21 protein-coding genes and 2 tRNA genes are annotated in these 21,296 nt (G+C 68.6%); 9 read left to right on the plus strand and 14 right to left on the minus strand.

Annotation, left to right across the window (positions count from 1 at the left end):
* The 6 genes from nirK to hemN form a co-directional block, all read right to left on the minus strand.
* The gene (nirK, locus tag H5368_RS02970; protein ID WP_255486306.1) at positions 1-1,539 is read right to left on the minus strand and encodes a copper-containing nitrite reductase; all 1,539 of its coding nucleotides are present in this window, start codon (positions 1,537-1,539) and stop codon (positions 1-3) included.
* A 48-nt stretch (positions 1,540-1,587) separates the two neighbouring features.
* Positions 1,588-1,995: a SirB2 family protein gene (locus H5368_RS02975; protein ID WP_182821206.1), complete on the minus strand. Its 408-nt coding sequence runs from the start codon at positions 1,993-1,995 to the stop codon at positions 1,588-1,590.
* A 3-nt stretch (positions 1,996-1,998) separates the two neighbouring features.
* Complete coding sequence (locus H5368_RS02980; protein ID WP_182821208.1) at positions 1,999-3,240, minus strand: NnrS family protein; 1,242 nt, start codon at positions 3,238-3,240, stop codon at positions 1,999-2,001.
* 3 nt (positions 3,241-3,243) lie between these two features.
* Positions 3,244-5,571 carry a nitric-oxide reductase large subunit gene (locus H5368_RS02985; protein ID WP_182821210.1) on the minus strand — a complete coding sequence of 776 codons (2,328 nt, stop codon included), beginning with the start codon at positions 5,569-5,571 and terminating at the stop codon, positions 3,244-3,246.
* 144 nt (positions 5,572-5,715) lie between these two features.
* The gene (locus tag H5368_RS02990; protein WP_223878047.1) at positions 5,716-6,474 is read right to left on the minus strand and encodes a helix-turn-helix domain-containing protein; all 759 of its coding nucleotides are present in this window, start codon (positions 6,472-6,474) and stop codon (positions 5,716-5,718) included.
* A 19-nt stretch (positions 6,475-6,493) separates the two neighbouring features.
* Positions 6,494-7,903, minus strand: coding sequence for an oxygen-independent coproporphyrinogen III oxidase (gene hemN / locus H5368_RS02995; protein WP_182821212.1), 1,410 nt, complete (start codon positions 7,901-7,903; stop codon positions 6,494-6,496).
* A 211-nt stretch (positions 7,904-8,114) separates the two neighbouring features.
* On the opposite strand from hemN, the gene H5368_RS03000 reads away from it, so the two are divergent.
* Together H5368_RS03000 and H5368_RS03005 are read left to right on the plus strand one after the other, a co-directional pair.
* Positions 8,115-8,579, plus strand: a complete 465-nt coding sequence (locus tag H5368_RS03000; RefSeq protein ID WP_182821214.1) for a hypothetical protein — start codon at positions 8,115-8,117, stop codon at positions 8,577-8,579.
* Positions 8,580-8,687: 108 nt separating this feature from the next.
* Positions 8,688-9,386: an SDR family oxidoreductase gene (locus H5368_RS03005; protein WP_182821216.1), complete on the plus strand. Its 699-nt coding sequence runs from the start codon at positions 8,688-8,690 to the stop codon at positions 9,384-9,386.
* Here H5368_RS03005 and H5368_RS03010 read toward each other — a convergent pair.
* From H5368_RS03010 to H5368_RS03030, 5 genes are all read right to left on the minus strand, one after another.
* Positions 9,316-10,758 carry an ATP-binding protein gene (locus H5368_RS03010; RefSeq protein WP_182821219.1) on the minus strand — a complete coding sequence of 481 codons (1,443 nt, stop codon included), beginning with the start codon at positions 10,756-10,758 and terminating at the stop codon, positions 9,316-9,318. The two genes, H5368_RS03005 and H5368_RS03010, sit on opposite strands and share 71 nt — an antisense overlap.
* The gene (locus H5368_RS03015; protein ID WP_182821221.1) at positions 10,755-11,447 is read right to left on the minus strand and encodes a response regulator transcription factor; all 693 of its coding nucleotides are present in this window, start codon (positions 11,445-11,447) and stop codon (positions 10,755-10,757) included. The genes H5368_RS03010 and H5368_RS03015 overlap by 4 nt, the downstream gene beginning before the upstream one ends.
* Before the next feature lie 107 nt (positions 11,448-11,554).
* Complete coding sequence (locus H5368_RS03020) at positions 11,555-12,133, minus strand: cytochrome b/b6 domain-containing protein (protein ID WP_255486307.1); 579 nt, start codon at positions 12,131-12,133, stop codon at positions 11,555-11,557.
* Positions 12,134-12,144: 11 nt separating this feature from the next.
* Complete coding sequence (locus H5368_RS03025; RefSeq protein WP_182821224.1) at positions 12,145-12,423, minus strand: PepSY domain-containing protein; 279 nt, start codon at positions 12,421-12,423, stop codon at positions 12,145-12,147.
* Positions 12,424-12,521: 98 nt separating this feature from the next.
* On the minus strand, positions 12,522-13,181 hold the full coding sequence (locus H5368_RS03030) for an NAD-dependent dehydratase (protein WP_182821226.1): 660 nt from the start codon (positions 13,179-13,181) through the stop codon (positions 12,522-12,524).
* 322 nt (positions 13,182-13,503) lie between these two features.
* Between H5368_RS03030 and H5368_RS03035 the strand changes: the two genes are divergently transcribed.
* The 7 genes from H5368_RS03035 (at position 13,504) to H5368_RS03065 (ending at position 19,563) form a co-directional block, all read left to right on the plus strand.
* Positions 13,504-13,875: a DUF411 domain-containing protein gene (locus H5368_RS03035; RefSeq protein ID WP_182823701.1), complete on the plus strand. Its 372-nt coding sequence runs from the start codon at positions 13,504-13,506 to the stop codon at positions 13,873-13,875.
* A gap of 6 nt (positions 13,876-13,881) precedes the next feature.
* Positions 13,882-14,280 (plus strand): heavy metal-responsive transcriptional regulator, encoded by a 399-nt coding sequence (locus H5368_RS03040; protein ID WP_182821228.1) that lies wholly within the window; start codon positions 13,882-13,884, stop codon positions 14,278-14,280.
* Positions 14,277-16,622, plus strand: a complete 2,346-nt coding sequence (locus H5368_RS03045) for a heavy metal translocating P-type ATPase (RefSeq protein WP_182821230.1) — start codon at positions 14,277-14,279, stop codon at positions 16,620-16,622. Before H5368_RS03040 ends, H5368_RS03045 begins: the two co-directional genes overlap by 4 nt.
* 16 nt (positions 16,623-16,638) lie before the next feature.
* The gene (locus H5368_RS03050) at positions 16,639-18,414 is read left to right on the plus strand and encodes a copper resistance system multicopper oxidase (RefSeq protein ID WP_182821232.1); all 1,776 of its coding nucleotides are present in this window, start codon (positions 16,639-16,641) and stop codon (positions 18,412-18,414) included.
* A complete protein-coding gene (locus H5368_RS03055) occupies positions 18,411-19,304 on the plus strand; it encodes a copper resistance protein B (RefSeq protein ID WP_182821234.1) in 894 nt (297 codons plus the stop codon). The genes H5368_RS03050 and H5368_RS03055 overlap by 4 nt, the downstream gene beginning before the upstream one ends.
* 69 nt (positions 19,305-19,373) lie before the next feature.
* Positions 19,374-19,449, plus strand: a tRNA-Ala gene (locus H5368_RS03060).
* A 38-nt stretch (positions 19,450-19,487) separates the two neighbouring features.
* Positions 19,488-19,563: transfer RNA gene (locus H5368_RS03065), tRNA-Glu, on the plus strand.
* 77 nt (positions 19,564-19,640) lie between these two features.
* On the opposite strand, the gene H5368_RS03070 is transcribed toward H5368_RS03065, so the two are convergent.
* Genes H5368_RS03070 through H5368_RS03080 form a run of 3 tightly spaced genes read right to left on the minus strand, consistent with a single transcriptional unit; the run spans position 19,641 to position 21,213 of the window.
* The gene (locus tag H5368_RS03070; RefSeq protein ID WP_182821236.1) at positions 19,641-19,814 is read right to left on the minus strand and encodes a hypothetical protein; all 174 of its coding nucleotides are present in this window, start codon (positions 19,812-19,814) and stop codon (positions 19,641-19,643) included.
* A gap of 4 nt (positions 19,815-19,818) precedes the next feature.
* Positions 19,819-20,352, minus strand: a complete 534-nt coding sequence (locus H5368_RS03075; protein ID WP_182821239.1) for a DUF1249 domain-containing protein — start codon at positions 20,350-20,352, stop codon at positions 19,819-19,821.
* A gap of 39 nt (positions 20,353-20,391) precedes the next feature.
* Entirely contained in the window at positions 20,392-21,213 is an 822-nt protein-coding gene (locus tag H5368_RS03080) for a pyruvate, water dikinase regulatory protein (RefSeq protein ID WP_182821241.1), read from the minus strand.
* Positions 21,214-21,296: the final 83 nt, after the last annotated feature.

Raw genomic sequence — 21,296 nt, forward strand, 5'->3', positions numbered from 1 at the left:
TCAGTGGCCGGCGGAGGCGTTGGCGGGCTTGGCCTTGCGGATGGTCGCGGCTTCGGCCTTGGTGACCTTGCCACCGGGGTTGCCCCAGGTGTTGAGCACGTAGGTGGAGATGTTGGCGACTTCGTCGTCGGTCAGCTGCGCCATCGGCGGCATGATCGAGTTGTAGTCGGTGCCGTTGACCGTCACCTTGCCCTCCAGCCCGTGCAGGATCACGCGCGGCACCGACGTCGGGTCGGCGGCGATGTAGTCCGACTTGGCCAGTGGGGGGAACACGCCCGCCATGCCTTCGCCGTTGGGCATGTGGCAGGTCGAGCAGGTGCCGGCGAACAGCGCCTTGCCGGCCGCGATCTGCTCCTCGACCGTGAGATCTCCGGTCTTCTGCGCGGCCGCGGCCGTGGCCACGGCGGCCAGGTTGCCCTGGGCGCGATCGCCGATGTACATCTCGTCGACCTCGAGGCCGGAGTAGATCTCCTTGTTCTCGGGTCCGTCGGCCTTGAGGATGCCAAGCGCGCCCTTGTTGAAAGCGCGGAACAGGCTGTGGTCGACCAGCACGTAGCTGCCCGGGACTTCCATGTGGAATTCCATCATCGCCGCGCCACCCGCCGGGATCAGCGTGGTCTGCACGTTTTCCTGGAAGTGCGTGCCGCCCTCGTACCAGACCTTGTCGAAGATCTCGCCGATCACGTGGAAGCTTGAGATCAGGTTGGGGCCTCCGTTGCCGACGTACAGGCGCACAGTCTCCCCGACCTTGGTCATCAGCGCGTTGTCGCCGGCGATCGAACCTTCCGACCCGTTGAAGAGCACGTAGGTCGGGTTCTCGTCGATGGCCCGTTCCATGTCGAACGGCTGCAGGCCCTTCTCGCGGTACTTGCCGGTCGTGTAGAAGTCGCCCTGCATCACGTAGTACTCGCGGTCGACCTTCGACAGGCCCTCCGGCGGCTCGACCAGGATCAGTCCGTACATGCCGTTGGCCACGTGCATGCCCACCGGCGCGGTGGCGCAGTGGTAGACGTAGAGGCCGGCGTTGAGCGCCTTGAACGTGAACTGGGTGCGGTGGCCGGGCGCCGTGAAGCTGGAAGCCGCGCCGCCGCCGGGGCCTGTCACGCCGTGCAGGTCGATGTTGTGGGGCATCTTGCTGTCGGGCATGTTGCGCAGGTGGAATTCGACCGTATCGCCCTGTCGCACGCGGATGAAGCTGCCGGGCACGGTGCCGCCAAAGGTCCAGAAGGTGTAGTCGACGCCTTCCGAGATCGGCATCACCTTTTCGATGACGTCCAGCTCGACGATGACCTTGGCCGGATGGTTGCGGCCGGTGGCCGGGGGCACGAGCGGCGGAGAAGTCAGGACGGCCTTGATCGGCTCGCCCTGCGGCGGACCGAAGTCGCCCTTGCGCGAGCCGCCGGTATCGCCTTTGCCCGGGGCCGCGGCCTGTCCGGAATTGGCCGCGGCCGGGGTGCGGTCGCCACCGTCGCAGCCGATCATTGAGAACACGGCCAGGGCCGCAACGAGGATCGAGATCTTGCGCACTGCACCCTGCATGGGTAGCCCCTTTGTGGTGGTCGACTCGCCTCCTGGCGCCGCCGCCGGTCAACCTGCGAACAACAGCCAGAAGAAGCCCGCCGGGTGGTGGGCTCGTGCGATGGTATAGATGAATCCGAACAAAGCGAACCCCGCCACGTAGCAGGCGAGGCGTACGCGCGCAGACCGCCCACGGCGCAGCGCATGGGCGCCAAGCACGATGTAGGCGACCAGCAGCACGATCTTGGCCACCAGCCAGCCGTTGGCGAACATGGCGCCCGGCAGGATGGTCAGCAACATGAGCGCGGCGGTCAGCAGCGTGGTGTCGATGGTGTAGCTCAGGTAGCGCACGGGGGCGGCGAGGGCCAGGCGCGGTTGCCCGACCTGCACCAGCAATCCGCGCACGGCGAACAGCAGGCCGCTGGCCACGACCGTGGCCACGTGCACCGACTTGATCTGCGGATAGAACTCGATCATGGCCTAGCCGGGTTTTCCGTCGGCACGCGGTGACAGATAGATGCCGCCGAGCCTTGCCACCCACGGCGCCAGCACCACCAGCCAGCCCGCGGCGGCCAGCGTCCACCACGCACCGGAGTCGTCTGCGAGATCCGCGGCGATGCGCGCCACCGTCACCAGCTGGATCCCGGCAAACGCGATCCAGGCCACCTTGGGCATCTCGATCTTCCGCCCCGAGTGGCCCTGGGTGACGCGCGTCACCATGGCCACCAGCACGCTGCCGAAGAAGCCGACAAACAGGGCATGGGCCGGCGCGCGCCCGAGGATGAAGCCTTCGCCGGCGAGGTAGACCAGGCTCTGCGCCGCATACAGTGCGAACGTGGCCGGCAGCCATGCCAGGGCCAGGAACAGCACCGCGAGGATCCCGGGCTTCGGACCGCGCGGCCACCAGCGCCAGAGGGCCGTCAGCGACAGCGCCAGCAGTGGCAGGTCGGCCAGCCACAGCCAGGCATATGCGTGCACCAGCTCGAGCCCCAGGTGCATGAGGCTGAACACCCAGAACGCCGCCAGCAGCCAGAGCGGGCGCCATGGCACGTAGCCGGGCACCACGTTGGCGGCGAAGAACGGGAACATGCGGTGCGCCACCGTCAGGTAGACGGGCAGCAGCAGCCCGAACGTCCCGATCTTGATGCTGGCGAATACCCACTGCGGCGACGCCCCCAGCAGGGTGGCCGCGAACGCCGCGATGCCGATCCACCCCAGCACCAGCGCCGCGAAGCACGAGCGCGCATGCCAGGTGGTGCCGCGCTCGCGCACCACCTGGTCACCCAGGAAGCACAGGCCCGCGGTCCATCCGGCCAGGGTCATGATCACCCCCACCTCGATGCCGGCCGGCGCCCCCAGTGCGCCCATCAGTGTCGCGACCTGCCCACCGAACAGGCCGAGGCCGACCGGCACGTAATGCCAGCGGGCCGCATCGGGCAGCGCCATCCAGCGCGGGAATACCGTCAGCAGGAAGCCGAAGATGAAGCTCGGCAGCATCTGGTACTGCATCACCAGCGCATGCAGCCAACCCGCGTAGGGATCGGGCTGGTGCATCTGCAGCAGCTGTGGCCAGCGCGCGGAGACCAGCCACGCCGTCCACCACGCCATCGCCAGCAGCAGGTTGCCGGTACCGATGAAAAACAGCAGCCGGTGCGGTGCGATGGCCAGCCTCGCGAGCGGCGCCGTGGCGCCGTTGCGTGCCGTGGTGGGGGCAACACCCATGGCTCAAGCCACCTCCGTGTCAGTGCCGGGCAGCAGCGCCGGATCGCGTCGCGGCGCGATCCACAGCCTGAGTACGAACCAGCTGAGGGCGAACGCGCCCACGCTGAAGATTGTATCGCCCGGGACCCGCATCCACACCAGCAGGTCGACGATCGGCCGCTGCATGAACTCGGCCGAACGCGCATGGGCATAGCCGTGCTCGATCGCCGCCAGCAGCTGCATCGTACCCAGTGGCAGCAGTGTCAGCAGTGCCATCAGCGCCAGGCCGATGTTGAGGCACCAGAACGAGACCTTCAGGGCCCGCGTGTCCCAGACCATCTGCCCGCGCAGGCCACGCAGGCAGAACAGCATCAGCGCGATGCCGAGCATGCCGTACACGCCGAACAGCGCGGTGTGGCCATGCAGCGGCGTGAGGTTCAGGCCCTGCATGTAGTACAGCGAGAGCGGCGGGTTGATCAGGAAGCCGAACAGGCCCGCGCCCACCAGGTTCCAGAACGACACCGCGATGAAGAACATCACCGGCCAGCGGTAGCGCGCCATCCACGGCGTGGCCTTGCCGTGCTTCCAGGTCTGGTAGGCCTCGAAGCCGATGTAGGCCAGCGGAACCACTTCCAGCGCCGAGAAGCTCGCGCCCAGCGCCACCACCGCGGTCGGCGTGCCGACGAAGTACAGGTGGTGCAGGGTGCCCAGCACGCCACCGGCCATGAAGATGATGGTGGCGAACAGCACCGCGACCGTGGCCGTGGACGTCTTCAGCAGGCCCAGCTTGGTGAAGATCAGCGCCATCACCGCGGTCGCGAACACTTCGAAGAAGCCTTCGACCCAGAGGTGCACCAGCCACCAGCGCCAGTATTCGACCTCGGAAATGTGCGTGTGCTCGCCCCACATCAGCGCCGAGGCGAAGAACAGGCCGATCGCCGCGGTGGCCATGAACATCAGGCCGACGATGTGCCGCGACTCGTTGTCGCGGTTGCGCAACACGGGCCACAGCGCGCGACCCACCAGCGCCACCCACAGCAACAGGCCGATGAACAGGTACCACTGCCAGAAACGGCCCATGTCGGCGTATTCCCAGCCCTGGTGGCCGAACCAGAAGTTGTGCTCCAGGCCCAGCTTCTGCATCACCGCGAACCACTGGCCGGCGAACGAGCCGACCACGATGATGATCAGCGAGAAGAACAGGAAGTTGACGCCGAACCGCTGGAACTTCGGTTCATGGCCCGACAGCAGTGGCGCGATGTACAGGCCGGTGCCAAGCCAGGCGACCGCGATCCAGAGCACCGAGAGTTGCGTGTGCCAGGTGCGCGAGAGCGAGTAGGGCAGGATCTCGGAAAGGGCAAAGCCGTACGCGTCCTGGCCTTCCACCTGGTAATGCGCGGTGATCGCGCCCAGCAGGATCTGCACCAGGAACAGCGCCAGCACCAGCCAGAAATACTTGGCCACCGCGCGCATCGACGGCGTCAGGCGCAGCGCCGCGAACGGGTCGCTTGCCGGAATGGCGTGACCGCGCTCCTCCCTGTCGTGGCTCACTGCATGCCACCAGCCGAGCAGGGCGATGCCGGCGATCAGGAACAGCACGCTGAAGGCGGACCAGACCCAGAGCGGCGCGGCCGGGCGATTGCCGACCAGCGGCTCGCTGGGCCAGTTGTTGGTGTAGGTGACCTGCTGCGGTACCACGCCGGACTTCTCCGGCACCATGCCGTCGCCGATTTCGCTGGGCCGCTCGGTGGTGGCCGCCCAGGACGTCCACCAGAAGAACGCCGTCAGCGAGCGCCGATGGTCGGCGTCGGGCACGGTGTCGTTCTTCATCGCGTAGGCCTCGCGCAGGCCCGCGGTGGCCGGATCGTTGCCGAACAGGCTTACGTAGTGCGCAGCCACCTCGGCGATCGCCGACACGCGGTCGGCATCGAGGGTGATCGTGCCGGTGGCCGCATCGTAGGTGTTGCGGCGGATGGATTCCTGCAGGCGCCCCTGCAGGCTGGTGCGTTCAACTGCGGGCAACTCGGCCCAGCTCGTTCCACCGGCCTCGCGCGTCCACAGGTCGAGCACGCCGACCGCTTCGCGGTGCAGCCAGTCCGCGCTCCAGTCCGGGGCGACGTAGCCGCCGTGACCCCAGATCGAGCCCAGTTGCATGCCGCCGATGGATTGCCAGACCTGGCGGCCGCGTTCGATATCGGCGCGGGTGTAGACGACCTGGCCGCTCTCCGACACCACCTGTTCGGGCATGGGCGGCGCGGCGCGGAAAATCTCGCCTCCCGCCCACAGCAGCACGGAAAACGAAGAGACCAGCAGTATTGCCAGTCCCAGCCAGAGCTTTCGATAGGTCCCCATGACGCCCTCCGCGTTTAAGTGGGAGGATCATCTTCTCGACGCGGGGTCAGCCGCCATGACCCAGGTCAAGCGTGCCGCCATGCGTATCGTGGATCCGTCGCGGGGCACCATGGCCACCCGCTGCTTGCCGCGGGGGCCTGGCTCTCAGGCCTGCGTCCAGAGCACCGGCGCGGCCAGCGCCTCGATCCGCTTGCGGTCGAGGATCTCCAGCTCGCGGCGGTCGACGCCAAGCAGGCCATCGTCCTGCAGGCGCTTGAGCACACGGCTGACCGTTTCCGGCGCGAGGCGCAGGTAATTGGCGATGTCGGTGCGTGCCATGGTCAGCTGGAAACGGTCGGGCGAGAACCCGCGCGCGGCAAGCCTCCGCGAAATCCCCACCAGGAACGCCGCCATCCGCTCGTCCGCGCTCCAGTCTCCGGAGAGCAGGGCGGCGCGGCCGATATCACGGCTGAGCAGCCGGAACAGGTGCTTCTGCAGCCCGGGCAGGCGCGCGGCGAGCACCGAGATCTGCGGAAACGAGAACCGGCAGAGCATCACCGTGTCCAGCGCCACCGCATTGCAGGGATAGGTGTCGCCGTCGATGCCGTCCAGGCCGATCACCTCGCCCGGCAGGTGGAACCCGAGCACGTGTTCGCGGCCGTTGCGGTCGATGACATAGGTCTTGACCGTGCCGGCGCGCACCGCCGCGATCGCCTCGAACGGATCACCGGTGCGGAACAGGTGTTCCCCGGCATGCAGCGGACCCACATGCTGCACCAGCATGTGCAGGTCGCCCAGTGAGGCCTTGTCCATGCCCTCCGCCAAGCACGCCTGGGAAAAGGCGCAGGTGGAGCAGAAGCGGTAGTCGTCGCCGTCGTCTGCCAGCACGCTGGCATCGAGGCGCGGAAACGCGACCTTGCTCACGCGATCGCCACCCGCAGGTTCAGATGGCGCGGGAGAAACGCGGGCGCGAAGTATCGGCCGGCGTGGCGTCGGGGGCGGGGAGGTAGTGGTCGAAGCACATCGCAATATTACGCAACAACAGGCGACCGCGCGCGGTCACCACGATCCGGCCCGGCTCGAGACGCACCAGTCCGTCCTCCTGCAGCGGGCGCAGGCGCTCGATGTCGGCCGCGAAATACTCCGCGAACACGATGTCGTGGCGGCGCTCCAGCGCATCCACCGGCACCTCCGCCTGGCACATCAGGCGCTGGATCAAATCCGCGCGCAGGATGTCGTCGGCGCTGAGGCGCATGCCGCGGAACACCGGCAGCCGGCCTTCGTCGATCGCGATCTGCCAGCCGGGCAGGTCGCGCGGGTTCTGGCTGAAGGTGTCGCCGATATGGCTGATCGCACTGACGCCGAGGCCGACCAGGTCGCTGTCGGCGTGGGTGGTGTAGCCCATGAAGTTGCGGTGCAGGCTGCCGCGCGCCTGCGCCATGGCGAGGTCGTCGTCGGGCAGCGCGAAGTGGTCCATGCCGATGTATTCGTAGCCACCGGCGGAGAGGCGCGTGATGGCCAGCTCGAGCAGGCCGAGTTTCTCCTCCGCACTGGGTAGGTCTGCCGCGTCGATCTGGTTCTGCGCGCGAAACAGGTCGGGCATGTGCGCATAGCCGTAGACCGCCAGGCGGTCCGGGCGCATCTCGAGCACCGTGTCGAGCGTGCGCGCGAAACCGGCCGGGTTCTGCTTCGGCAGGCCGTAGATCAGGTCGACGTTGACCGATCGGAAGCCGCTGGCGCGGCAGGCCTCGACCACCGCGCGGGTTTCCTCCACCGACTGGATGCGGTTGACGGCTTCCTGCACCAGCGGATCAAAATCCTGTACCCCGAAGCTCGCGCGGTTGAACCCGATGCTGCCGAGCTCGGCGATGTCGGCCGGCGAGACGAAGCGCGGGTCGAGCTCGATGGAGATGTCGCTTTCCTCGGGCCGCGCGAAATGGAACTGGCGGCGCAGCGTGTCGACGAGCTCCGCCAGTTGTCCGGGCGCCATGAAGTTCGGCGTGCCGCCGCCGAGGTGCAGCTGCACGACTTCGCGGTCGCGGTCGAACAGCGACGCGACCAGGTCGATCTCCCGGTACAGGCGCGCCAGGTAGCCTTCGGCGCGCGACTTGTCGCGGGTGATGATGCGGTTGCAGCCGCAGTAGAAACAGGGGCTGACGCAGAACGGAACGTGGACATACAGCGACAGCCGGCGCGGGATCGGGTCGCCGTTGCTGGCATCCACCGCTTCGCGCAGCTCGGCCTCGCCGAATGCGGCGCTGAACTGCGGCGCGGTCGGATACGAGGTGTAGCGCGGGCCCGGGCGGTCGTAGCGGCGCAGGAGCTCGGCATTGAAGGGGAGGGAGGCGTCCATGGCGACATCTTGTCCGCGAGTGGAGGAGGGTACCTTGATCGTGGTCAAGGCCTGGAGCGGAGCCGCCGGGCTGCAGGCGCTCGGGGCGGCGCCGTCGGCATGGCGATGCCCTGCAGCGGTTCATGATCGGTGACATGCTGCGCGGGCGTTTCCGCGAGGCGGTCGCAGTCGCGGTGACGCATCCCGGGGATTGACACAAGGACGCGCCAGCATGGCCATGGAAAGGATTCCGCAGCGGTACCCGTTTGTCCCGAAAGCGCTTGCCGGCCTGCTGTTGCCGATGGCGCTGGCCACCGTGACGCCGACATTGGCACAGACGGTGCAGAAATGCGTGGGCCGCGATGGACACATCACGATCACCAGCGGCGCCTGTCCGGACGGCCAGCGCCAGGCGGCGTCATATGACGCCACGCCCGAGGTCATGACGCCAGAGCGTGCCGCCGAACTCGAGCGCCGTCGCCAGCAGGATGATGCGAATTCACGCTACCTGCAGTCGCTGGCGCCACGCGCTGGCGGATCGGTGCCGGGATACCGGACAACGCGCGGCACCGGCAACCGGCACGGCTGCGACACCGCCAAGGCGCGCCGCGACGCCACGCTGCGCCGCGTGGGCCTCAAACGCACACATGATCTGCTGCGCAGGCTCGACGACCAGGTCTACGAGGCGTGCAAGTAGCGGGGCGTATTCGTGGCACTGCATTGCTCGTGCGCCAAGGGCGCCGGCGACACTGGGCCGGTCCGAAAAACCTGCGTGTATTTACATAATGTGCATTATGCGAAGTCAATGGGAATCCGACGCAGGTCATTAGATGCCGACGTTCCCGAACACCTTGCCAATCCCTGCCGTCATCGCCATTGCCAGCGCGCCCCAGCCAGCACGCGCACCGGGGCCACCCTCGGCATCGCTCGCGCGTGCGCGTTGCGACTGGCGGATGAGGGAGCCCGTCTTGCGCTGTTCGACGTCCTCGATAGCGACGGCATCGCGCTGCAGGACGAGATGCGCGCGAACGGGCACGAAGCGCGGTACTGGCACGTCGACGTCAGCAGCGAGGTATCCGTGCGCGCAGCCGTGGACGAGGTCGTCGCGCACTTCGGCGGCGTCGATGTGCTGGTGAACAACGCTGGCATATCCGGCATCAACAAGCCCACTCACGAGATAAGCGAGGCGGAGTGGGACCGGGTACAGGGCGTCAACGTCAAGGGTGTGTTCTTCTGCACCAAGCACGTGCTTCCGTGCATGCGGCGTGCCGGCAAGGGCAGCATCATCAACCTGTCGTCGATCTACGGACTGGTCGGCGCACCCGACGTGCCGCCGTACCACGCCTCCAAGGGCGCGGTCACCCTGATGACCAAGACCGATGCCCTGCTCTATGCCGCGGACGCGATCCGCGTCAACTCGGTACACCCGGGCTTCATCTGGACACCGATGGTGGCCCATTACCTGAGTTCCAGCGGGGCAACGGATCTGGACAGCGCGCGCTGACCGCACCCTGTCTGGCAATGGGTGTGCCGTCAGGGGGCTGCCCCTGCCCTGGCAACCGCAGCACCAGCCGGGCACCACCCGCAGCGGAGCGCCCGGCGACAAGTGAGCCGCCGTGCAAGGTGGCGATCGCGTGCACGATCGACAGACCCAGGCCACTGCCGCCGCCGCCACTGCGGAGGAACCGGTCGCCAAGCCGCGAGACGTGTTCGTCGCGGATGCCGGCGCCGTCGTCCTCGACGCTCAGTTCGACCCAGTCGCCCGAGCCCTGCACGCCGACCTGCACTTGACCGCTCCTGCGCCCGTGGATGATCGCGTTGTCCACCAGGTTGTGCACGGCGATCTCCAGCAAGCCGCGGCTGCCATGCACCATGGGCTCGCCTGGCGCCGAAAGCGACAGTGCGATGCCACGGGGAATCGCGCGCTCGCCGGCCTCGGCCATCACCCTGCGCACCAGCGTCGCCAACGACAGCGGAGCGGCGTCCGGCAAGGCGTCCAGCGAGTCCACGCGGGCCAACGTCAGCAGTTGCGCCACCAACCGCTCCATGCGCTGCAGGCTTTCACGGGCGCGCTGCAGGTGTTGCCGGCTGACTGCGGCGTCGCCGGCACTTGCGGCGAGGTCCAGCTCCATCTGAAGGACTGACAGCGGGTGTCGCAGTTCGTGCGCGGCGTCAGCGGTGAAGCGGCGCTCGCGCTCCAGGGCGGCGTTCAACGTGCCCACGAGCGCATCGACCCCTCGGGTCAGCTGCAGGAGCTCGCCGGGCACGTCATCGCGAGTCAGCACCGGCGTGAGGGCTGGCTGGGCGTCGATCGCGCGCGACACCGCGTGCAACGGCGCCAGGCCCGCGCGGAGCCCAAGCCAGGTCGCAAGCGGCAGCAGCAACAGCAGCACGGGCAACGGCACCAGCATTGCCTGGACCAGTCCCCACAACAATTCGTCGCGATCGTGCAACGGTGCGGCGACCTGGATCCAATGCCGGCCTGCCGCGTCCCAGCGCTGGTACACGCGCCAGGCTTCGCCGGTGTGGCGCAGCGTGTGGAAGTGGGCGTCGCCCTCGTCGACATCGAGCGGCGGCAAGCTCGAAGCATCGAGCAGCACGCGGCCGTTGCGGTCGCGCACCACGATCTCGGGGCGTGGGCCCTCGTTGTCATGGTCGACGTCTTGCAGCCCGTCGCGCCGGATCAGTGCATCACCCGGCATCGCGGCGATCACCGCGAATACGCTGGCTGCGGTGCGTTCCAGCTCGCGGTCGAACATCTCGTCTGTCTCGTGCCGCGCACCCTGCGCCAGCCACAGCCCCGCACCCAGCCACAGGACCACCACCGGCACGCCCACCCACCACAGCAGCCGGCGCTGCAGGGAGGGCCGCTTCATGGCGGCGTTCCGGCGGCATCCACCTCGGCATCGGGCGGATACAGCGCGTAGCCCACGCCGCGCAGCGTGCGCACCCAGCCAGGACCGAGCTTGCGGCGCAGGTGGTGGACATGGACCTCGATCGCGTTGCTGGCGACCTCCTCACCCCAGCCGTAAACCGCTTCCTCCAGTTGCGGGCGCGACAACGCCCGGCCGGGATGCGCCGCCAGCGACTCCAGCAGGGCGTATTCGCGCGGAGACAGTTCGAGCGGGGCACCCAGCAGCTGCGCGCTGCGCGTGGACGGGTCGAGTTCCAGGGCACCGAGTCGTTGCCGTGGCGCCGGATCGCCAACCCCGCGGCGCAGCAATGCGCGCATCCGCGCAGCCAGTTCCTCCAGGTGCACGGGCTTGACCACATAATCGTCGGCTCCGCAGTCCAGTCCGGCAATGCGATCGTCGATGGCATCACGCGCGGTCAGCAGCAACACGGGTGTTCGGTCGCCCCGGTGCCGCAGCGTGGCGATCAGCTCGACGCCGCTCATCCGCGGCAGGTTCCAGTCCAGGACCGCGGCCGCATAGGGCGTCGTGTCGAATGCGTGCAATGCGTGCCTGCCGTCCTCGACCCAGTCGACCACGTGGCCGAGGTGGCGCAGTCCGTCCGCCAGCGCGCGGCCCAGGGCACGGTCATCTTCAGCGAGGAGGATGCGCATGGCCCCACGCTAAGCCAGCGCTCCAGACACCGCCTTGATCCTGGGCAAGGGACTGGCCCGCCCCCGCCCGGTCCGACCGACGGGCGGAGGCACCCTGCGGCCCGACATCAGCGGGCGTCATCATCCAGCGCCCGCTTGCGGCCGTGCAGCATCGCGGCAATCAGGTTCTCGCGGTAATGCAGGCTCTCGGTGATCGCCGCCAACACGTGGAAGCCGATCAAGCCGAGCAGGCCCCAGGCCAGCGCCTCGTGCGTGTCCTCGAGCCACTCGGCGCCGCGGAACGCATCCCAGGTCTGCATCCAACCTGTCATGCCCACCGCGGCGACGCCTGCCATCAGCAGCAGGATCATCACCGCGGCGGCCGGGTTGTGTCCCAGTCGGCGGCGCGAGCGGCCGGCCAGCCGCTCGCGAACATAGCCCGCGACCGCGCGCGGCCCGCGCACCCATTCACGGAAGCGCGCATGCCTGGGCCCGACCAGCCCCCACAGCACACGGAACGCGATCAAGCCCAGGGCGGTATAGCCCAGCAGCCGATGGGCGGTGTCACCCTCCTCCACCAGGAACGCAGCAAGGATGCAGGCCGCCAACGACCAGTGGACCAGCCGCAGCAGCGGATCCCAGACCTTGACCATCGGTTGGCCGGTGCCCTGACGGTGCCCGGCCGCGGAATGCAGGATCGTGCCCATCGCCGGCCTCCTCACTCGTCGCCGCGTTGTTTGACGACGCGGCCATCGGTCGGGTCGTAGTAGATCTCCACGCGGCGGCGGGCCTTGTCCCTGCCGTAGATTTCGTAGCACGAGCCGGACACCTTGAACTTGTCGATGGTGTAGCCGGCCGCGGTGATGCGTTCTTGCATGGCATGTTCGGGCAGCCATTGGCTGCGCGGGGCATCGGTGCACTTCGGGCCGGCAAAGGCGGCTGGAGCCACCAGCACGGCGGCAACGGCGACAGCGAGGGCGGAACGCAGGGCTTTCATGAAGGTTCTCCGTAAGCGGGCTGACTGCCCACGGAGGCATTGCAGCGCCATTGGCTTATGGGGCGCTTAAGAAGCGCCGGCATCCCGGTCGCACGCAGTCACTGCTGTGGCGGCTTGTTGGTTTCTGGCCGGAACAGATCCTCGCTCGGAACCACGTGCATGCCGCCAGCGGCACCAAGCGCCGCCTCGATCAGCGCCCTCGCGATGTTCGCAGCGGGATTGATCCGCCACCGCCGCGGCAGGATGGGCGCTGCAGCGCGGAGCACAGCTGCCATGGCGCGTTCACCAGGGCGGAACTCGTCGCGTTCGCCGCCGATCAGCCCGGGGCGCACGAACGTCAGCGACGTAAAACCGACCTGTGCCAGGTCGCGCTCCAGTTCGCCCTTGATGCGGTTGTAGAAGAATTTCGACGCGACATCCGCGCCCATTGCCGAGTTGAGCACACAGGTCGGCGTGCCGTGGCGCCTGGCGATGCGGGCGACGGCGAGCGGATACGCGTAGTCGACCTGGCGGAAAGCCTCACGCGACCCGGCCGCGCGCAGCGTGGTCCCCAGCGTGCAGATCACGGCGCCCGCCTGCCACCAGCTGGCGGATTCGGGCAAGTGCTCGAAATCCACGCGGGGAGACAGCAGTCGTGGATGCGCGGGCAGGTCACGCCGCGCTGGAGCGGCCACGGATCCGATCCGGGGGTCGGCCAGCGCGAGCGCCAGGACGTGGCTGCCCACCAGCCCGGTTGCGCCCACAAGCAGCAGTTTCATGGATTACACCCACCTAATGTCATATGAATCCGTAGCTTATGCGATAGATCTCGAGTTGGTTATCACGCAAACCGCACCCCTGCTTGACCTTGGACCTTGCTCAAGGGTCCACACTACGCGCCACCAGGCACACCCGCGCACCCCGGGCGCCATCCATCGTGGAGACATTCCCATGCATCGCTCGATCATCCGCAAGCGCCCGCGCACGCTGCTCTTCCTGCTGCCGCTGGCGCTGCTCGCATGCAGCAACGCGAGCGTGCCCGCAGGACAGGCTTCACCCCGAGTCGTTGCAGCCGCACCGGCGAGGGCGGCCCTGCCCACGATGCTCGTGCACAAGAGCCCGAGCTGCGGCTGCTGCAGCGCGTGGATCGAGCACATGCGTGCCGCCGGCTTCGGCATCGACGTGCGCGACGTCGACGACATGGGCCCGGTCAAGGAGGCCCTTGGCGTGCCCTACGTCAAGGGGTCCTGCCATACAGCCGAGATCGGCGGATACTTCATCGAGGGCCATGTGCCCGCGGAAGACGTGAAGCGCCTGCTGGCGGAGAAGCCGGATGCCAAGGGGCTCGTGCTGCCGGGCATGCCTGCCGGATCCCCGGGCATGGAAATGCCGGACGGACGCGTCCAGCCGTTCGTGGTCGAACTGGTGGCGCGCGACGGCACGACGTCGGTCTACGCGCGCCACGGCGAGTAGCAGGCCATGCAGATCGGACAACTCAGCAAGCGCACCGACACACCAATCGACACCATCCGGTACTACGAGCGCAACGGCGTGCTGCCGGCGCCGGATCGGCAGGCGTCGGGCTACCGCAGCTTCGGCGACGACGATGTCGCACGGCTGCGGTTCGTGCGGCGTGCCAAGGGCCTGGGGTTCACGCTGCGCGAGATCCGCGACCTGCTGGCGCTCTGGTCCAGCCGTGGCGAGGACATGGCGGCCGTGCGCCAGGCCGCCCACCTGCGGCTGGGCGAGGTCGAGCGCAAGATCGATGAGCTCGAGCGCATCCGCGACGGCCTGCGTGCCCTGGTGGACGCCTGCCCGGGACACGGCGATGTCACGCACTGCCCGATCCTGGCCTCCCTTTCAGGCGAACACGAATGAACGAAGATACGGTCGCCGGTCACGCCGGTGGTGCGTGCGGCAAGCACGTTGCCGACGGACCCGCCGCGGCCAGGGATCCCGTGTGTGGCATGTCCGTCGACCCGGCGCGCACGCCACACCACGCCCGCCACGACGGCATCGACCACCACTTCTGCTCTGCCGGCTGCCGAACGAAGTTCGTGGCCGATCCGCTGCGTTACCTCTCCCCTGCCCCGGACAGCGTGCCCGCCGCGCCGCCCGGCACGATCTACATCTGCCCCATGGATCCTGAAATCCGCCAGGAAGGTCCCGGCACCTGCCCGATCTGCGGCATGGCGCTCGAGCCGGAAATGCCTTCGCTGGACGACGCGGACAGCCCGGAACTGGTCGACTTCACGCGGCGCTTCTGGTGGACGCTGCCGCTTACCGTGGTGGTGGTGGTGCTGGCGATGTGGGGCCATCACCTGCACGCGCTGTCCACTACCGCGCGCACCTGGATCGAGTTCGCACTCACGGCGCCGGTGGTGCTGTGGGCTGGCCGCCCGTTCCTCGAGCGCTGCGTGGCGTCGATCCGCAATCGCAGCCCGAACATGTGGACGCTGATCGGCATCGGCGTGTCGGCGGCGTTCGTGTACAGCGCGGTGGCCACGATCGCGCCCGGGCTGTTTCCGGACGGCTTCCGCGAGCACGGCCGGGTCGGCGTGTACTTCGAGGCCGCAGCCACGATCGTTTCGCTGACCCTGCTCGGCCAGTTGCTGGAGCTGCGGGCGCGCTCCAGGACCTCGTCGGCGATGAAGGCGCTGCTGGGCCTCGCACCCACCACCGCGCGTCGCCTGCGCGCCGATGGCGACGACGAGGACATTCCGCTCGCCCATGTGCACGTCGGCGATCGCCTGCGCGTGCGCCCCGGCGAGAAGGTGCCGGTGGATGGCGAGGTGATCGAGGGCCGCTCACCGGTCGACGAGTCCATGCTCACCGGCGAACCGGTGCCGGTGGCCAAGGCACCCGGCGACCGCGTGGTGGGCGCCACGCTCAACGGCAACGGCGCACTGGTGATCCGCGCCACCCAGGTCGGTGCCGACACGGTGCTGGCGCGGATCGTGCAGCTGGTGGCGCAGGCGCAGCGCTCGCGCGCGCCGATGCAGCGCCTGGCCGACCGGGTCGCCTACTGGTTCGTGCTGGCGGTGCTGGGGATCGCGGTGCTGACGTTCTTCGTCTGGGGCATGTTCGGCCCGGAGCCGTCGTGGACGTTCGCGCTGCTCAACGCGGTGTCGGTGCTGATCATCGCCTGCCCCTGCGCGCTCGGCCTGGCCACGCCGATGTCGATCATGGTCGCGACCGGCAGCGCAGCCAAGGCCGGCGTGCTGTTCCGCGATGCCGAGGCCATCGAGCGCCTTGCCGTCGTCGACACGCTCGTCGTCGACAAGACCGGCACGCTCACCGAGGGCCGGCCGGCGTTCCGCGACGTGGTGGCTGCCAACGGCTTCGATGCCTCCGAGGTCCTGAGGCTCGCGGCAAGCCTCGACCAGGTGAGCGAGCACCCGCTGGCCGATGCCATCGTGGCCGAGGCCCGTGCGCGCGGCCTGCCGCTTTCGGCCGCCGAAGACTTCGACTCCGACACCGGCATCGGCGTGCGCGGTCGCATTGATGGCCGCGCCATCGCGGTCGGCAACACCGTGTTGATGCAGGGTGCGGGCGCGGATCCCGCGCCACTTGCGACCCGTGCCGACGCGCTGCGCGCCGATGGCGCCAGCGTGGTCCACGTGGCCGTCGACGGCCTCCTTGCCGGCCTGGTGGTCCTGGCCGACCCGGTCAAGGCCAGCACCCACGAGGCGATCGCCGGCCTGCATGCCGCGGGCATCCGCATCGTCATGGCCACCGGCGATGGCGAAGCAACCGCACGCGCGGTCGCGCGCGAGCTCGGCATCGACGAGGTCCACGGCGAGATGCGGCCAGCCGACAAGTCGGCGCTGGTCGCGCGGCTGCAGGGCGAAGGCCGCCGCGTGGCGATGGCGGGCGACGGCATCAACGACGCACCGGCGCTGGCGTCCGCCGATGTCGGCATCGCCATGGGCACCGGGACCGATGTCGCCATGTCGAGCGCCCAGGTCACGCTCGTCGGTGGCGACCTGCGCGGCATCGTGCGTGCACGGCGCATCGCGCAGGCCTCGGTGGCCAACATGAAGCAGAACCTGGGCTTCGCCTTCCTCTACAACGCGATCGGCGTGCCGGTGGCGGCCGGCGTGCTGTATCCGTTCACCGGCCTGCTGCTGAGCCCCATGCTGGCGGCGCTGGCGATGAGCCTGAGCTCGGTGTCGGTGGTCGCCAATGCGCTGCGCCTGGGTGCACGGCGCTTCAACTGAATTCCGGAATCCGCAGATGACACCAGACAAACCCCTCGATCCCGCGCGGCGCCAGTTCGTCACCGGCGTCGCCGCAGCTGGCTCCCTGCTGGCGTTCAACAGCTGGGCCGGCGACGGGCCCGCCATCGGGCGCGCGACGCCCGGCACCGAACTGCGCGGCCGTGAGTTCGACCTTGCCATCGGCTCCACCGAGGTCGACTTCACCGGACGCGTGCGGCGCGCGATCACCGTCAACGGCCAGCTGCCCGCACCGATCCTGCGCTGGCGCGAAGGCGACACGGTCACCCTGCGCGTGGCCAACCGCCTGCCGGATGCGACGACCTCGATCCATTGGCACGGCATCCTGCTGCCGGCCAACATGGACGGCGTGCCCGGACTGAGCTTCGACGGCATCGCGCCGGGCGAGGCCTACCTGTACCGCTTCACGCTGCGCCAGTCGGGCAGCTACTGGTACCACAGCCATTCGCTGTTCCAGGAACAGGCCGGGCTGTACGGCGCGATCATCATCGATCCGATCGCGCCCCTCCCCTACCGCCATGACCGCGAGCACGTGGTGCTGCTGTCCGACTGGACCGACCACGATCCCGCCGCGCTGTATCGCCGGATGAAGAAGCTGGCCGAGTTCGACAATTACTACAAGCCGACTGTCGGCGATTTCGTGCGCGACGTACGCAGCGACGGCCTGGCCGCCACCCTGCGCGACCGCGCCGCCTGGGGCCGGATGCGCATGACGCCCACCGACATCTCCGACATCAACGCGCACACATACACCTACCTCTGCAACGGCAGCACGCCCGCGGCCAACTGGACCGGCCTGTACCGCAGCGGAGAAAAGGTGCTGCTGCGCTTCATCAACGCCTCGGCGATGACCTACTTCGACGTGCGCATTCCCGGGCTGAAGATGACCGTGGTGGCCGCGGACGGCCTGCCGATCCATCCGGTGAGCGTGGACGAGTTCCGCATCGCGGTGGCCGAAACCTTCGACGTGATCGTGGAGCCGTCGGGTCAGGATGCGTGGACCATCTTCGCCCAGGACATGGGGCGCACGGGCCACGCACGCGGCACGCTCGCCGTGCGCCCGGGGCTTGCCGCACCCGTGCCGGCCAACGACCCGCGCCCGCTGCTGACCATGGACGACATGGGCCACGGCAGCCATGCCGGCGGCGGCAAGGGCATGGAGGGCGGCTGCGGCGCGGCGATGATGAAGGCCATGGAAGGCGGCTGCGGCGCGAGCATGGGCCATGGCGGCGGCGGCATGGCGATGCAGGCGCATCCGCCGAGCGAGGACGGCAGCCCGATCGTCGACATGCAGACCATGACCCCGGCGCCCAGGCTCGACGATCCCGGCATCGGCCTGCGCGACAACGGCCGGCGCGTGCTCACCTACGCTGACATGCACTCGATCGGCGGCGATCCCGACGGACGCGATCCCTCGCGCGAGGTCGAGCTGCACCTCACCGGGCACATGGAGAAGTTCGCCTGGTCGTTCGATGCGCAGCCGTTCGCCGACGCCCAACCGCTGCGCCTCAATTACGGCGAGCGCATGCGCATCGTGCTGGTCAACGACACCATGATGACCCACCCCATCCACCTGCACGGCATGTGGAGTGACGTCGAGGACGCCGACGGCAATTTCCAGGTGCGCAAGCACACCGTCGACATGCCGCCGGGTACGCGGCGCAGCTATCGCGTGCGTGCCGACGCGCTCGGGCGCTGGGCCTTCCACTGCCACCTGCTGTACCACATGGAGGCCGGGATGATGCGCGAGGTGCGCGTGGAGGAGTCCGCATGAGCCGCCCCTCCGCAAGCGGGGTCGCCACGGCCGTCCTGGGCACGCTGCTGGCCTGTGGCAACGCGGCCGCACAGCACGAGGACCACGCGCAGCACGCACCGACACGTCCGGTGCCCGCGGCGGTTGGCGAGGCGAAGCCGCCCCGTCACGCGCATGACAACGCAGTGGGCGCCGACCAGCCGCACTTCCCCGTACCTGCACTTACCGCCGCGGACCGCGCCGCGGCCTTCCCCGAGCTCGGCCACGGCATGGAGCACGCCTCGCCACGCAACTGGCGCGTGCTCCTCGACCATTTCGAGATCACCGACAGTGACGATGGGCGCGGCCAACGTGTCGAAGGCGAAGCCTGGTACGGCACCGACACCGACCGGCTGTGGCTGCGTGCCGGCGTGGAACGCGACGGCGGGCGCACCCACCACGCCGACGCCGAGCTGCTGTACGGCCGCAGCATCGGCCCGTGGTGGGACGTGGTGGCAGGCGTGCGCCAGGACTTCGAGCCGGGACCGTCGCGCACCTGGGGCGCCATCGGCATCCAGGGCCTCGCGCCGGGGCGTTTCGAGGTCGCGGCGACGGCGTATGTCGGCGCATCCGGCCGCACCGCGGCCCACCTGCAGCTGGAGTACGACCTGCTGCTGACCAACCGCCTGGTGCTGCAGCCGGCGCTTGGCGCCTGGGTGCATGGCGAGGACGACGCGGCGCGCCGCATCGGCTCCGGCCTGTCATCGACCGAAACCGGCCTGCGCCTGCGCTACGAGGTGCATCGTCAGTTCGCGCCCTACATCGGCATCGTGCGCGAACGACGCCACGGGCGCAGCGCCGAACTGCGTCGCGCGGCAGGCGCCGACGGCGACGAGACGCAATGGGTCGCGGGCGTTCGCTGGTGGTTCTGAAGGTTCCGCATCACACAGGTGTTGACGGTATCCGTCGCCGCCCCTAGAATCTCGCGCTCACCAAGACGTGGGGCCATAGCTCAGCTGGGAGAGCGCCTGCATGGCATGCAGGAGGTCGGCGGTTCGATCCCGCCTGGCTCCACCAATCACAAGGTCCCTCGGGACCAGCGGTCAAAGATCCAGGTCCCCATCGTCTAGAGGCCTAGGACACCACCCTTTCACGGTGGACACCGGGGTTCGAATCCCCGTGGGGACGCCAACGTTGCATGGAAAAGCCCGCCAATGGCGGGCTTTTTCTTTGCGTGCACGGCCCGCGCATTGCGGCCGCGGAACCGTTCAGCCGTCGCTGCCGCCGCCGTCGCGGTTGGCGATCTCGGTCCACTCGACCTCGATGCCCTTGCGATGTCCTTTTTCGACAAGCTTCAGGCCGGTCGCGTCGATGGTGAGGGTGTAGGCCTTGTCGCCGATCTGGACTTCGCGCTTCAGGGGCTTGTCGAGCTTGGTCGTCATGGGATCACCTCGGGGTGGTTTCTGGGGACGTGCCCGCCGATGCTAGCACCGCGTCCGGCGCCCCGGATGAAGTCGCGAGGGGCGCCAGGGTCGCCACGCCGTGCCCTTGTTCGGCCAGGTATTGCAGCCATTTTCCCAGGAACGTGTTCATGCGCACGCGGTGGCCGAGCACCGCCTTGGGAGGCGGAAACATGCCGATGGTGTCCTGCCAGCGGCGCCCGACATAGCAATGCGTCGCCTCCGCCTGGCGCGCGTCGCGATACAGGCGCACGTACACCGATGGATCCGGTTCGCCGGTCACCGGATCCGGCAGTGCGTCGTAGGCCAGGCGCAATTCGCTCGTATAGGCGTGGCGCACGATCACGTCGAGCCTCACCTCCAGTCCGTCCCCGGTCCGCGAAAGGTACGTGCCCTCGGCCAGGTCACCGGGTTCGAACAGGCGCACCAGGCGCGCGTGGTTCTCGGCATACAGCGCCATCAGCCAGCCGAGGCGGCTGAGCTGCGGGACATGGAGCGGGCGTGCGGCAAGACTGGACATGTCCCGATCCTACACGCAGCCGCCTGCACCGGGGCCGGGTCAGAACATCCCGCGGCGGATGCCCAGCGTGTTCATCACCTTGCTGGCGATTTCCTCGATCGAGGTGTGCGTGGTGCTCAACACCGGCACACGCTCGGCGCGGTAAAGCGCCTCCGCCGCCGCCACCTCGCGCCTGCAGGTCTCCAGCTGCGAATACTTCGAATTGGGGCGCCGCTCCTGGCGGATCTGCTGCAACCGCACCGGGTCGATGGTCAGCGCGAACAGCTTGCTGCGGTGCGCGCGCAGCCGTGGCGGCAGACGGTCGTGTTCCAGGTCCTCTTCGGTCAGCGGGTAGTTGGCCGCGCTCACGCCGTAATGCAGGGCCAGGTAGACGCAGGTCGGCGTCTTGCCGGCGCGCGACACCGCGACCAGGATCACGTCGGCGGCGTCGTAGTTGATGGCGATGCCGTCGTCGTGGGTCAGCGCGTAGTTCATGGCGTTGATGCGCCGGTGGTAGCTGTCGAAGTCGACCATGCCGTGCGCCTGCCCGACCCGCGATTGGCGCATCTGGCCCAGTTCAGCCTCCAGCGGCGCGATGAACGGCGCAAACACGTCCAATACCAGTGCCCCGCTCCCGGCGATCGCCTGGGTCAGGTCGGGATCCACGCAGGAATTGACCACGATCGGGCGCAGGCCGCTGGTCACGCCGGCCGCCTGGATGCGCGCGGCGATCTCGGTGGCGCGCTCCACGCTGTCCACGAATGGAATGCGCTCGGTGGAGAAGCGGGTATCGGTGAACTGCGTCAGCAGGCTGTGGCCGATCGTCTCTGCGGTGATTCCGGTGCCGTCTGAGACGTAAAAGACCGGGCGCGGCATGGGCATGCGTTGTTCCTGTGGGGAGCCGCGGGCATTGCGGCGTGCTGGCTTGCTAAAATAGCCAATGTCGGCCGCCGGCGCCCCCGGCG

Source organism: Luteimonas sp. MC1782, assembly GCF_014164605.1.
Taxonomy (GTDB): Bacteria; Pseudomonadota; Gammaproteobacteria; order Xanthomonadales; family Xanthomonadaceae; genus Luteimonas.

Excerpts from the sequence above, each read along its gene's own strand:
- H5368_RS03005 (WP_182821216.1), top strand. The coding sequence starts at position 8,688 with ATGGGAATCCGACGCAGGTCATTAGATGCCGACGTTCCCGAACACCTT.
- H5368_RS03080 (WP_182821241.1), bottom strand. The coding sequence starts at position 21,213 with ATGCCCATGCCGCGCCCGGTCTTTTACGTCTCAGACGGCACCGGAATC.
- H5368_RS03070 (WP_182821236.1), bottom strand. The coding sequence starts at position 19,814 with ATGACGACCAAGCTCGACAAGCCCCTGAAGCGCGAAGTCCAGATCGGC.
- H5368_RS03020 (WP_255486307.1), bottom strand. The coding sequence starts at position 12,133 with ATGGGCACGATCCTGCATTCCGCGGCCGGGCACCGTCAGGGCACCGGC.
- H5368_RS03035 (WP_182823701.1), top strand. The coding sequence starts at position 13,504 with ATGCTCGTGCACAAGAGCCCGAGCTGCGGCTGCTGCAGCGCGTGGATC.
- H5368_RS03040 (WP_182821228.1), top strand. The coding sequence starts at position 13,882 with ATGCAGATCGGACAACTCAGCAAGCGCACCGACACACCAATCGACACC.
- H5368_RS03045 (WP_182821230.1), top strand. The coding sequence starts at position 14,277 with ATGAACGAAGATACGGTCGCCGGTCACGCCGGTGGTGCGTGCGGCAAG.
- H5368_RS03055 (WP_182821234.1), top strand. The coding sequence starts at position 18,411 with ATGAGCCGCCCCTCCGCAAGCGGGGTCGCCACGGCCGTCCTGGGCACG.
- H5368_RS03075 (WP_182821239.1), bottom strand. The coding sequence starts at position 20,352 with ATGTCCAGTCTTGCCGCACGCCCGCTCCATGTCCCGCAGCTCAGCCGC.
- H5368_RS03050 (WP_182821232.1), top strand. The coding sequence starts at position 16,639 with ATGACACCAGACAAACCCCTCGATCCCGCGCGGCGCCAGTTCGTCACC.
- H5368_RS03010 (WP_182821219.1), bottom strand. The coding sequence starts at position 10,758 with ATGAAGCGGCCCTCCCTGCAGCGCCGGCTGCTGTGGTGGGTGGGCGTG.
- H5368_RS03000 (WP_182821214.1), top strand. The coding sequence starts at position 8,115 with ATGGCCATGGAAAGGATTCCGCAGCGGTACCCGTTTGTCCCGAAAGCG.
- H5368_RS03025 (WP_182821224.1), bottom strand. The coding sequence starts at position 12,423 with ATGAAAGCCCTGCGTTCCGCCCTCGCTGTCGCCGTTGCCGCCGTGCTG.
- H5368_RS02975 (WP_182821206.1), bottom strand. The coding sequence starts at position 1,995 with ATGATCGAGTTCTATCCGCAGATCAAGTCGGTGCACGTGGCCACGGTC.
- H5368_RS03030 (WP_182821226.1), bottom strand. The coding sequence starts at position 13,181 with ATGAAACTGCTGCTTGTGGGCGCAACCGGGCTGGTGGGCAGCCACGTC.
- nirK (WP_255486306.1), bottom strand. The coding sequence starts at position 1,539 with ATGCAGGGTGCAGTGCGCAAGATCTCGATCCTCGTTGCGGCCCTGGCC.
- H5368_RS02985 (WP_182821210.1), bottom strand. The coding sequence starts at position 5,571 with ATGGGGACCTATCGAAAGCTCTGGCTGGGACTGGCAATACTGCTGGTC.
- hemN (WP_182821212.1), bottom strand. The coding sequence starts at position 7,903 with ATGGACGCCTCCCTCCCCTTCAATGCCGAGCTCCTGCGCCGCTACGAC.
- H5368_RS03015 (WP_182821221.1), bottom strand. The coding sequence starts at position 11,447 with ATGCGCATCCTCCTCGCTGAAGATGACCGTGCCCTGGGCCGCGCGCTG.
- H5368_RS02980 (WP_182821208.1), bottom strand. The coding sequence starts at position 3,240 with ATGGGTGTTGCCCCCACCACGGCACGCAACGGCGCCACGGCGCCGCTC.